This window comes from Ruminococcus sp. AF20-12LB (genome assembly GCF_003478985.1).
Classification (GTDB): domain Bacteria; phylum Bacillota; class Clostridia; order Lachnospirales; family Lachnospiraceae; genus Blautia_A.
The window spans coordinates 133,864-145,954 of record NZ_QUGH01000007.1; the positions used below are offsets into that span (position 1 = coordinate 133,864).

The window sequence follows — 12,091 nt, forward strand, 5'->3', positions numbered from 1 at the left end:
TTAGTGGCAAAGGACTTGAAATCTATTAAGGATTATATTGCTGAGGATAATGCAGATAAAGCATTGGAAACAATATAGGAGATTTACAGCCAGTTTGAGAATATACAGCAGTTTCCTTACATTGGTGTAGACTTGTCTAAGCGTGTGAGTTTTAAGACGGATTATAAGTATGTGGTGTGGAAAGATTATGTCGTGCTGTATAAGGTTGGTAAAGAGGTAGTAGAGATTTATCGGGTGGTAAATCGTTATCGGGATATTACGAAGGTGTTTGGATAAAGTGGAGGGTAAAAATATGATAGATTTTACACAGTTGGGATTAAATACATTTCAAAAACAGATTAATCCAAGAGATATTTTCATGGGATTAACAAATAAAACGGAAAAATATCAGTATCCAAGAGATGTGCAAGGCGAAGTTTGGAAGCAATGGTTTGAGCAGAGAAATAATAGAGATACAATTATAAAAATGAATACGGGAAGTGGAAAGACCGTTGTGGCTTTAATGATTTTACAAAGTTGTTTGAATGAAGGTATAGGCCCGGCTATGTATGTTGTTCCTGATAAGTATTTGGTTGAACAGGTAATTAGTCAAGCAAAAGAATTAGGGATTAAGGTTATTGATTCAGAAACGGATTTGGATTATTCGCGTAAAAGAGCGATTTTAGTGACAACTATTCAAAAATTGGTTAATGGAAAGAGTGTGTTTGGACTTAGAGAAGAAAATAATTACAACATTGGAAGTGTCATTATTGATGATATGCATGCATGTATTGGAAATATTCAAGAACAATTTTCTATAATAGTTCCTAGGACAGATTCATTATATGAGCAAATTATTGCATTATTTTATGATGTGATGAATGTACAAGCCGAGGGGCGCTTTGCTGAAATTGTAGAAGATAGAAACATTTATGATAATATGTTAGTACCATTTTGGAGTTGGCAAGAGAAGAGTCATGAAATGTATCAATTGTTATGTGAAAATAGAGAAAAGGATTTTATCAAATTTAAGTTGGATCTTGTGAAAGATTCAATAAAATTATCTCATTGTTATATTTCTGCTAAAGGTATTAGTATTGTACCTAATTGTACACCTATACACAAAATTAAAAGTTTTGACGATGCAAAGCGAAGAATTTATATGAGTGCTACATTGCCAGATGATAGCCCATTTGCAACAGTAATGGGAGTAGATTTTAAGGAAGATATGAGAGTTATTACCCCTGAAAAAGCGAATGACATTGGAGAGCGATTAATAGTTGTACCTAAGTTAATTAATAAAGAGTTAACTGAAATGGAAATGAGAAATGCACTTATTGAAAAAGCTAAGGAATATAATGTTGTTGTACTTGTTCCTTCGTTTGCAATGTCAAAACATTGGGAGAGTAATGGGGGTGTAGTTTTATCGTCTGGAAATATTTCTGAAGGTGTTAGCCATATTAAAGAAAATAGTCATGGTTTATATGTAATTGTGAATAGATATGATGGGATTGATCTTCCTGATAATTCTTGTAGAATTTTAGTTATAGATGGACTCCCGAATATAAGCAATATGAATGATAAGTATGAACATGAAGTTGTTAGAAAAAGTGAAAGGATTCAACGTGAGCAAATACAAAGAATTGAACAGGGAATGGGAAGAGGAGTACGGTCGAGTAATGATTATTGCTTAATCTATTTATTAGGGAATCAGCTGACGAATGTTTTGTATGCTGATGATGGATATAATTATTTTAGCAGTGCGACGAGCGCACAATTTAAATTATCTGAGAAAATGTGTGAGCAAATTGAAGGACAATCAATAGATGAGATTATGGGTATAGGAGATTATATTCTTCATAGAGATCCTAGTTGGATTGAGATATGTAAGAATGCTACAGCTAGTGTAGAGTATGTTTATTCAGTTAATATTAGTAACATGGCAAAAATGACAAGGAAAGCATTTGACTATGGAATGTATGGTGATTATGTAAAAGCGGCAGAAAGTATTAATTGCTTAGTCAACGAAGAAAAAAATGCTAGAGTAAAAGGATACTATAAACAAATTTTAGCAGAATATACAAATTTTATAGATCAAAGTGAAGCACAACAAATACTGAAATCTGCTAAAAAAGATAATATGGATGTTTTGAATCCTATTGAGGGAATTCAGTTTTTGAAAGTATCGGGAAATTTACCAGAACAGTCAAGGAATATTATTGATAGAATTAATGCGTTAAATTTTGATGAAAATAAATTTATATTATATATGGATGCTATTATGGATGACCTAAAGTTCTTAGAAGGGACGTCAAAGAAATTTGAAAATGCAATAAAAGATGTATTTTCGATAATTGGATATGGAGCAAGACAACCAGAAAGAGAAGTGGGAAAAGGACCAGATGATTTTATTATTTTAGGTTCTGGCAATTATTTGGTTATAGAGTGTAAAAACGAAACGACAACGGATACAATTAGTAAACATGATTGTAATCAGTTGAATGGATCCTATGCGTGGTTTCAGAATTTGTATCAAGATGAACAAGTAAAATGTATTCCTGTGATGATTCATAATAGTAGGGTATTTGGTTTTGAATGTTCTCCAACTTCAGAAATTAGGATTATGACTCCTGAATTATTAGAAAAATTTAAAAAAAATGTAAGAGGTTTTGCTGTGGCAATGTGTCAGAAAAATAATTTTAAAAACGTGGAAAAAATCAATAATTTGATACGCACCTATAAACTAAACAGAGAAGTTATAATTGAAGAATATACAACAATTTTTTCTGTAAAAAGTAGGTAATAAACGTATATTAATTAATGAAGATAGGATAAGGGTTTTAAAGGTGAAAGTTGTTACGATATAATAAAATGCTTTCTAGATAAGGTTTTATGCCCTGAACAAAAGAGATTAATTATTACTTGCGATGTATTGATGATATGTTAAGTTCTGAAGACTTTATCAAAGATTGGGAGATATTTAATGTCGAAGGATAATAGAGATTTTTTAAAGAGAAAAAAGATTGGTCGGAGATTAAAGATACATTATTGGGAGCATATTTAAAACCATATTTTCAAAAAGTTTTGATGACAAAACGTCCAATTTTTTATGTGGATTGCTTTTCTGGAAAAGGTAGATTTGATGATGGAAAACCAGGTTCTCCGATTATTGCACTTGATATACGCAAGGATTGTATTGCGCAGACAAGATCAGAAAATGCTCAGATTGATATGTGTTTTATTGATTTAAATTACGCATCAGATCTTTAATTAAATTTGTCTAGTTATTCTAGTTGCTATTGGAAGCCTGCTATTTTTTCGGGTAAATATGAGGAAAAAATTATTGAAATTCTTAAAACCAAGAAAAATGTTAATGTATTTTTGTACATTGATCCATATGGTATTCAGACATTAGACTCTGAATTGTTTGATATATTTTCAACTTTTGAATTTGCATCATTTGAAATGCTAATAAATTTTAATTCCTTTGGCTTTTTTAGAGAGGCCTGCCGTGCATTAAAAGTTGATTATACAAAAGATCGTGCATTAACAGATCTTGAGGATTTGGTTGAGTACTCACCTATACAAGTGGAAGCAGATTAAAAATCTATCAATTTACTTAATAAGATTGCGGATGGAACTTATTGGCAGGAGATAGTTAGGGATTTTAATATGGGGAAATTTGATGGATATCAGGCAGAAGAATTACTATCCGCAGGTTATAAAAAACAATTACGAAAGAGATATTCATATGTTCTAGATATGCCAATACAGATTAAGAAAACAAATCATCCTAAATATCGAATGATACATGTATGTAACCATGAAGAAGGTTGCTTATTGATGGCACAGAATATGTTAAATCGTACAGATGAGTTAGTTTTAAATATACAAGGCGAAGGTCAGATGTCAATTTTTGATCTGATGTCAGATGTAAGCACTGATAGCTCAGGAAAACAAATCACTATTCAGGATGTTAAAGACAAAATGAAAGAGCATTTATTAAATTATAACACGGGAGTGCATTTGAGTAGGCTAACTGCAGAATTTTATGTAAAATATGGATTGATAGGTTACATTAGCATGGTTAATGATGCTCTTAAAGAATTAGAAAAAGATGGATATATACAGATTGTGAGACAACCTCAATTTTCGGAGAAGACAAACAAGCCATTAAAATTTATGGACGAAAAGGGGAATCACAATGTAATAATTAGGAGGTTGCAACCATGAAGCGAGTGGCTGGTTATATTCAGCGAAAGTCAATGCTCTATGAAACAGGTGTTGAATACGGCGATTATACAATGAATCATGTTTTGGGATGTGCTCACGGATGTAAATTTCCATGTTATGCTTTCTTGCAAAAAAAAGATTTGGACAAATACATACTTATGAACAATGGCTGCAACCATATTTGGTATCTAATACATTACAACTTCTTCAAAGTGAAATACCAAAGCTTCGAAATAGAATAGAATCAGTTCAACTGTGTTTTACCACAGATCCTTTTATGTATGAGTTTGATGAAATTGCTAAAATGAGTAAAGATGAGATTCGACTTCTAAATTTAAATGGGATAAAATGCACAGTTTTGACGAAGGGAATACTTCCGCTTGAATTGGGAGACAAAAAGAATTATTCAATGGATAATGAGTATGGCATTACATTAATTTCTTTAGATGAAAAATATCGGGAAAAAATGGAGCCGTATGCAGCGTCTTATCAGCAAAGAATAGATGCTTTAAAAGCGTTGCATGATTCTGGGTGTAAGACATGGATAAGTATGGAGCCATATCCTACACCTAATTTGATTGATCAGGATATAAATGAACTTTTAGAAGCTGTGTCATTTACTGATAAAATTATTTTTGGTAGAACGAATTATTGTAAAGAGGTTTCACTAGGATATCCGCAGCATAAACACTTTTATAATGAAAAGGCAAAGCAAGTGATTGATTTTTGTGAAAAAAATAAAATAGATTCTTATATTAAAGAAAAAACAATTACACCAGATATATAAATTTTTTGCTATAGATAAATGCATAAATTGAAAGCGAGATGTTTTGATTTATTGAAATAGGAGATAAAATCTGTATAAGTTGGCATTATGTACCAAGGAGCAGATATATTGTGATTGTTTGGTAAATAAAGATAATGAAAGATTATTTACGTCGATAATACGCATGGAAATAATAAAATTTATGAAGTGGAGAAAAGCATACAGCTGAGAAATTTACATAGAGATGGATGATATTAAGTATATAATAAGTTACATTGTTGAAAAATGTTTGCAATGGCTATATGCAACAAGAAAAAAGCAATTTGGACATAGAATTATTGTTGGGATAATCTTGCTTGTTTTGCTTGTTCTTGGTCTAGCATTGATATTGTATATATTAGAGGCATTTTTGCTATATAATTGCATAGGGAATAATGGCGCAGATTTTGCTAGAATTTTAAGTGTAGTGGTAAGTACGGTAATTTTGATTATATTGTTAAACTGGGGAACTGGACAAGATAATTATAGCGAAGTATTATTGAGTTATTATTATTTAATAAGCAAGAGAAAGAAGTACCAATATAATTGGATAAAAATTATAGTAATTTTATTTGTAATAGTATTTTTGATTTCAACATTGTGTCAAGAAATAGATATTATTGCACAGGCGTTAAAGTTTAATCTGCCAGAGACCCTAATCATAGGGTTTGTAATTATATCTTTGTTTATATACATTCCATTAACAGAATGTGTTATTGATGAAGTGAAATTTTATAGGGTGAAATCAATTGCATCAATAGTGCAATTTTTGATTTTATTAGTTATATATATTACTTCCATGATGGATATGTCATCTGATGACGTAGGAAACATATATGATATAATGATTTTCGCAATTGGGCAAATTGCTTTTGCGGAGAGCGCAATAAGTAATTATAAAAGTATGTACAAAAAATTGAAAGAAGAGAAAAAAGATGAAGTAGAGAAATATCTTGAAGGAGTTGACAAACAATATGAAAAAAATGAAGAAATGATTCGGTCGGATATAAAAGAAGCAAAAAATTTTGTGGGAGAAATAGTTGATTTATGGTCTAAAATGAATTGGAAACAACGGATAAAAGTTGTAGGTGTTTTGTTGGCATTTATAGGTTTCTATGTGCTTCTTATATGGATATCAACATTATTGAGCAATATATAAATATATATATATTTGTTTTTATGTAAATGGGTACAATTTGGGTACAGCAGCTTTGAAACCACATTAACAAAAAATAAAAACGCATCAAAATGATACGATTTTGATACATGATAACATCAGATTAACCAGTATTTATGCGAGTTTCAAACAAATTTGCTTAGTATCTGGAAACAAAATGGCAACATTTTGTGGTTATTCGGCGAATAAAAATTTTATTTCATAACGTATATAAAGAAACCTTACTGATTTTCAGAAGTAAAAAACTGAATATCGGTAAGGTTTTCTTTTTCCTTATTTTTCTTTTTTAGTCAATTCTTTTACGAGGTAATCACTCAATTCCTGAGATGGTATCTTGGCACGTTTCTGGTAAGTATCCAGTTCCGGATACTTATATCTCCATTCATCATATTCTTCCTTGCTGATTAGAAGAAGTTGCAGCGGAACTGGGAGTTTCCAAGTCTTATGCTTATAAGATTGTCAAACAGCTAAATGAAGAATTACAGAAGCTGGGTTATCTTACGGTAGTTGGCAGAGTAAACACTAATTATTTCCGCAAAAAAGTATGTTACAGCGAAATGTAAGAGAAAGAGAGGAGAATTTGTATGAGTATTTACAAAGATAATGTCACTGGGAAGTGGCGGGTGGTCTATCGTTATACTGATTGGACAGGAGAAACGCACCAGCCATCCAAAAGAGGATTTCCTGCAAAACGAGAAGCTTGAAACGCATACACTACGGATTAACAAGTACTATCAGAGACTGCACCGGGAAGATGTGATTACACCGCCAAAGACATTAAAAAGTAATCGAACCATTAAGATGCCGCAGTTTTTGTGTGATGAGATGCAGGATTACCTGAAAATGCTGTATGAGCCGAAAGAGGACGAACGGATTTTCACAATTTCCAAATCTTATCTGCATCATGAAATGAATAGAGGCTCAAAAATATCTGGGGTGAAGCGAATCCGTGTGTATGATTTGAGACATTCCCATGTATCGTTATTGATTAATATGGGATTTCCGGTATTAGCAATCGCAGACCGAATGGGACATGCATCAATCTGGCGGTGCTGATTCACGTCGATCACGATTTAGTATGGATATGCCATTGGTTAAATATATAAAATTTTTGTTGAGGTTTCAAAGAGATTTGATTGAATAAACGATATATCAATTATGAAGAGGTCATAAAAACTTTGTGGTATTTTAAAGTGAATCAAGAATAATAGATGAATGTATTTTTTATAAGATTATCTAATCGGGTTAAAAATAACGAAAAAGGTATTAGTAGTTGAATCATATAACCAATGACAAAGATGATCAATCGTTTTAGAATATAAATATCAAATGTGACTGTTCAGGCGCCGACGGTTAAGAAAATTTGAGTAAATAATTGTGATGCAAGATTAAAAAAAGTGGGATTATTTCTTATCATTACAACAGCAAGATTTCACTGGGCTTTATCAACCCGGACTATGCAAAAGAGGGAACAGAGCTGGGAATGATTTGGGATATTAGCGGAATAAGGAGGAAAGTGTAGTGAAGGATTATATTGGAGCGAGAGTAGATTATGAACCCAAGTATAAAGATGTTTTAACCTATTTTCAGAATATTGGGAATCTTTATACTTGGGAGGCTGATCCTTGGTATGAAACTTGTAAATCGTGGGCAGAAACATGTTATATTCATGCAGGGATTAGTGGGGCTGAAATTACATTCCAAGGAAAAGATGCACAGGCGTTTCTCTCAAAACTTTGTATGAATAACATTAGCAAATGGAAAAACGGAAAAAATAAACATTTGGTTATGCTTGATGAAGAAGGATTGATAGCAGCTCATTGTCTTAGTATGAAAGACGACGATAATACATATCGGATTACGGCTGCACTTCCATTTGCAGCAATGAAACTGTTGGAGACTGGTGCTTATGATGTGAAAATGACCATGCGTGATATCTTTGTCTTTCAATTTTCAGGACCAAAGTCATTAACAATTATAGAAAAACTTACGAATACGAATCTTCATGATCTAGCATTTTTGCAATTTCGTAAGGTAAGTATTCCGGGACTGAATATTGAAGTGGAAGTGAACAGGGTTGGGATGAGTGGAACACTTGCATATGAAATTCGTGGTTTAAAAGAAGATGGTCCCAATGTATATCATGCGGCTTATGAGATCGGAAAACCTATGGGATTAAAGAGGCTTGGATGGCGGAGTTATCCGGTGAATCATGCTTTTGGAGGATATCCGCAAGTTACGGTATCATTTGAGAGCGCTTCCTATAAAGATCCGAAGGTTGTAGAAATGTCACCTGCAAATATTTCATATACTGGAAGTGTTGAACCAGAGAATCTTCGTGCACGTTTCCGGACGCCGGTAGAGGTTGGCTGGCAATGGATGGCAAAATTGGATCATGACTTTATTGGAAGAAAAGCTCTTGAGAAAGAAATGTCAAATCCTCAAAAGATGATTGTATCTTTAATTTGGAATCCGGAAGATATTTTAGATGTACAGGCATCTTTGTATAGAGAGGGGGAGCCTTATAAGCAGATGGAGTATCCTTGTTGCGTTCCGGGCATGTGTGGAGGACATCAGGACTATGTTACCACAAGGGATGGCAAGGTTATTGGTTTATCCAGTAGTGCGGCATATAGTTCCCATTATCATAAAATGATTTCTGAATGTACCATAGATATGGAATATGCCAAAGAGTGCGAAGAAGTGATTGTAAAATGGGGCGATTATGGAAAGCGTATAAAGGATATCCGTGCAGTAATTGCAAAATTTCCATTAAATGATCTGGTTGAGAATAAAAATTATGATATTAGTTCTTGTCCGTATGGCTTTGAAGAATGAAGGGAGTTTCCATGAGTAAAAAAAATAGAAAATGGCTGGTATTTACGATTATGTGTCTTGCATATATGCCGGGAAGTTATGCACAATACCAGTTATCCGTGTATGCCTCGGAACTAATACAATCTTTTGGACTTACAACATCGCAGTTTTCATCTTTATTTACGGCGCCTATGATTGTAGCAATTTTCTTGAGTTTTGTAGGAGGAATGATTTCTGACAAGGTTGGTTCAAAGAAAGTCATTAATATTTCATTTGTTATAGCTGGAATTGGAATGATTGGGAGAGTTTTTGCAAATAGCTATATGCCATTTTTTCTTTGCATGGCATTAACCGGTTTCTCCAATATGTTTGTCAATATTAATGCATCCAAGATTACTGCAAGTTGGTTTGAGCAGGAAAAGCTAGGAATTTTGATGGGCATATTTGGATTTTGCGGACAACTTCCGGGAGCCTTTGCGACAGCAACGACGGCAGTTTTGTTTGATAGCAGGACATCTGCTTTTATTGTATCAGCAATATTCTGTATTAGTGTATTTGTTTTATGGTTGCTTTTTGTGAAAGATAAGCCAGAGGATACAATGGAAGAAAGGGAGAAGATAGATCAGGAAAATCAACCTTCCATTGGGGATTCTCTTAAGGTAGTACTTTCTAATAAAGGTGTATGGCTGGTTTCTATTTGCATTATGATGGCTCTTGGCAGTACGGTAACTTTATCCACTTTTATGCCGATGGCATTGCAGACCATGTATGGAATAGATATGAAAGTATGTGGTACGATTGCATCTATGTTGACATTGGGAAATTGTATTGGCTCTATTACAGGTCCCATTGTATTCTCTAAAATCAAAAATGTTAAAGTGTTTGTATCAGGAGCTGCCGTGTTGAGTTTTGCCGGAATTATTATGTGTTGGAGATTTCCGTCCATATTCGTTTTACACATACTGGTTCTTTATACTGGAATTATGCTTGGAGCGTCAATGCCTATTTTCCTTTCCGCACCGGTTTTGTTAGAAGGACTTGGAACTAAATATGCAGGAAGTGCGGCGGGTGTCATCTCTACATTACAGCTTCTTGGAGCTGTTTTGATTCCAACTTATATCTTAACACCGATTGCGGGAGAAAATTATAGTTTGTTGTTTATGCTTGCATCCATATGTATGGTAATTATGTTCCTCTGTGGGCTGTTACTCCCTCAGTTTGGAAACAATCAAAAGTAAGAATCACAAAATAAATGAAAATCTTCCTATGTTGCAATGAAATTGCTGTCGCAAGCCAAATTTCAAGCATAGGAGGATGTCCAAATTAAAGTGTTTCGCAGATGAGGCAGGATATTAATAAATAGAGAAGCATATTTTCATCCAGGTAATCCAGTGAAATATGGAGCAGGTCTTCGATTTTTCGTAGCCGGTAGATCAAGGTGTTTCTATGAAGATGAAGCGTCCGGGCAGTCTCCGCTATATTTCTTCCGTTGATAAGATAGCATTTTAAATTATGAATGAGTGTGAGATCCTGCTCCATATGGCTTTGCCACAGGGATAAAACAGCTGGGTGGCAGAAGCCCGGCAAGGAGTTTTTTTCCTTAAGGACACCATATAAAACATGCAGAAAGGCTTCATCAAACCTTTGAATATGTTTTTGAGGCTCCAAAGGGTAAGATTTCATAAGCCTGCATTGCCCATATGCCATGGAAAGCTCCGTGAATCTAAAAAAACGGGTGCTTATATAGACCTTAAGGGAAAGCCGTTTTAGCAAATCATCCAGTGCGGCGTATGATTTTTCATAATCAGGATCAAAATCCCGCCTGCGGCAAACCGCAACAATAGAATGTTCAAAATAGAGGACAACTCCATGAGGCAGAATGTTTTTTATCTGATGAATATAGGCAGACTGACGGGTATCCGAGACGTCAGATTCCGGAAGGGAAAATTGATAAAGATACCAAATATCCTCATTCGTATAATTTCTGGCTTGGAGATAATAAGAGGTAGAAAGCTCATCTGCCGGATATCCCTGTAAAAGCCGTATAACATAATAGTTTTCTTCATCCTGCAAAAGAAAAGCCTGAATCTGGTGCTTCATAGCAAGCTCTGTAAAATGAACGACTTCTAATAACAAAGCCTTTTGTGCTTCCGTAAAGGGACCGTTTATATCTGTCGTACCGAATGCTCCAAAGTTTTTTCCCTCAAAATAAAGCGGAGCGGTCAGAGAGTGATGGGATGGATCCTGACGAAAGACGCTGGAGATTAAGCGGTTTCCGCTGTGAATTTCCTGCATAACTCTCTGGTGTTCGTCAGGATATATGGATTCTGTCGGTGTAAAGCCGAAATTGATAACCTCGTCCCAGAGAGTTCCCACGATTTTTTCCTGAAATTTCCCGGTATAATGCAGCAGCTTTCCGGTTGGAGAAAAAAGGGCAATCGGGTTGCAAAGAAAGGTGGACGCATAATCAAGCAGATCTGAAACATCTTTGTTTTCGATAATTATATTTAGGCATTGCTCATACCAGGCATAGTACTTATCAAAAATATCCAGAAACTCACGGAATACCTTATGAAAAGGCTCGTCCGTATATAAGATGGCGGCATGCTCCATCCAGGAAGGGTTTATCTGTCCCTCCTTTGATCCGGTTTTGGTACAGAAAATCAGGAACCGGGGCTTACGTATATCCCATTCCCTATCAAGGAAAGAGCTCTCTTGTGTTAAATACAGAAAATCATTATCAATTATTTCCATGGAATCATCAAGCATGCGGGCATGCCGGAATAATTGATCTAAGCCCGTAGATTTATAAAAAATCCTGTATTTATCAGGAATCCAGTCAAGGATGACAGAAATACTCATAGATTTCATTGCAAAAAACTCCTTTGGTTATTTTTGACGAAAAAAGACAGTATAAATGAATTATATAACTGATGACGGGAGATGGCAACTGCTTTACTATAAATATATAGGAAACACTGTTCAGGCGCCGACAGTTAGAGAAGAGATAATATAATTCAGACAAAAGGAGGGAGGCAATAAAAAGAGCTGAGGGAGCATCCTATAAAGGGGTATCGATT

General features: G+C 34.4%; 10 protein-coding genes and 1 pseudogene. 10 read left to right on the forward strand and 1 reads right to left on the reverse strand.

What is annotated here, in order from left to right; genetic code table 11:
* Positions 1-292: 292 nt before the first annotated feature.
* From DWX61_RS10735 to DWX61_RS10780, 10 genes and pseudogenes are all read left to right on the forward strand, one after another.
* Entirely contained in the window at positions 293-2,782 is a 2,490-nt protein-coding gene (locus DWX61_RS10735) for a DEAD/DEAH box helicase family protein (RefSeq protein WP_118625242.1), read from the forward strand.
* Positions 2,783-3,027: 245 nt separating this feature from the next.
* Positions 3,028-3,249 (forward strand): class I SAM-dependent methyltransferase, encoded by a 222-nt coding sequence (locus DWX61_RS10740; RefSeq protein ID WP_147419623.1) that lies wholly within the window; start codon positions 3,028-3,030, stop codon positions 3,247-3,249.
* 6 nt (positions 3,250-3,255) lie between these two features.
* Complete coding sequence (locus DWX61_RS10745) at positions 3,256-3,582, forward strand: class I SAM-dependent methyltransferase (RefSeq protein WP_118625246.1); 327 nt, start codon at positions 3,256-3,258, stop codon at positions 3,580-3,582.
* A gap of 69 nt (positions 3,583-3,651) precedes the next feature.
* On the forward strand, positions 3,652-4,212 hold the full coding sequence (locus tag DWX61_RS10750; RefSeq protein ID WP_118625248.1) for a hypothetical protein: 561 nt from the start codon (positions 3,652-3,654) through the stop codon (positions 4,210-4,212).
* Between the two features lie 112 nt (positions 4,213-4,324).
* Positions 4,325-4,999: a radical SAM protein gene (locus DWX61_RS10755; RefSeq protein ID WP_243164919.1), complete on the forward strand. Its 675-nt coding sequence runs from the start codon at positions 4,325-4,327 to the stop codon at positions 4,997-4,999.
* 223 nt (positions 5,000-5,222) lie between these two features.
* Positions 5,223-6,176: a hypothetical protein gene (locus DWX61_RS10760; protein WP_118625250.1), complete on the forward strand. Its 954-nt coding sequence runs from the start codon at positions 5,223-5,225 to the stop codon at positions 6,174-6,176.
* 602 nt (positions 6,177-6,778) lie between these two features.
* Positions 6,779-6,898, forward strand: coding sequence for an Arm DNA-binding domain-containing protein (locus DWX61_RS19310; RefSeq protein WP_243164920.1), 120 nt, complete (start codon positions 6,779-6,781; stop codon positions 6,896-6,898).
* A 7-nt stretch (positions 6,899-6,905) separates the two neighbouring features.
* Positions 6,906-7,238 (forward strand): annotated as a pseudogene (locus DWX61_RS10770) (tyrosine-type recombinase/integrase); the annotation flags it as partial.
* Between the two features lie 477 nt (positions 7,239-7,715).
* Complete coding sequence (locus tag DWX61_RS10775; protein WP_118625252.1) at positions 7,716-9,032, forward strand: aminomethyltransferase family protein; 1,317 nt, start codon at positions 7,716-7,718, stop codon at positions 9,030-9,032.
* 11 nt (positions 9,033-9,043) lie between these two features.
* Entirely contained in the window at positions 9,044-10,249 is a 1,206-nt protein-coding gene (locus DWX61_RS10780) for an MFS transporter (RefSeq protein ID WP_173715791.1), read from the forward strand.
* A gap of 85 nt (positions 10,250-10,334) precedes the next feature.
* Here DWX61_RS10780 and DWX61_RS10785 read toward each other — a convergent pair whose 3' ends face one another.
* Positions 10,335-11,882 carry a PucR family transcriptional regulator gene (locus DWX61_RS10785; RefSeq protein ID WP_118625254.1) on the reverse strand — a complete coding sequence of 516 codons (1,548 nt, stop codon included), beginning with the start codon at positions 11,880-11,882 and terminating at the stop codon, positions 10,335-10,337.
* Positions 11,883-12,091: the final 209 nt, after the last annotated feature.

Coding starts and splice junctions, on each gene's coding strand:
- DWX61_RS10735 (WP_118625242.1), top strand. CDS start 293: ATGATAGATTTTACACAGTTGGGATTAAATACATTTCAAAAACAGATT.
- DWX61_RS10750 (WP_118625248.1), top strand. CDS start 3,652: ATGGGGAAATTTGATGGATATCAGGCAGAAGAATTACTATCCGCAGGT.
- DWX61_RS10755 (WP_243164919.1), top strand. CDS start 4,325: ATGTTATGCTTTCTTGCAAAAAAAAGATTTGGACAAATACATACTTAT.
- DWX61_RS10760 (WP_118625250.1), top strand. CDS start 5,223: ATGGATGATATTAAGTATATAATAAGTTACATTGTTGAAAAATGTTTG.
- DWX61_RS19310 (WP_243164920.1), top strand. CDS start 6,779: ATGAGTATTTACAAAGATAATGTCACTGGGAAGTGGCGGGTGGTCTAT.
- DWX61_RS10780 (WP_173715791.1), top strand. CDS start 9,044: ATGAGTAAAAAAAATAGAAAATGGCTGGTATTTACGATTATGTGTCTT.
- DWX61_RS10785 (WP_118625254.1), bottom strand. CDS start 11,882: ATGAAATCTATGAGTATTTCTGTCATCCTTGACTGGATTCCTGATAAA.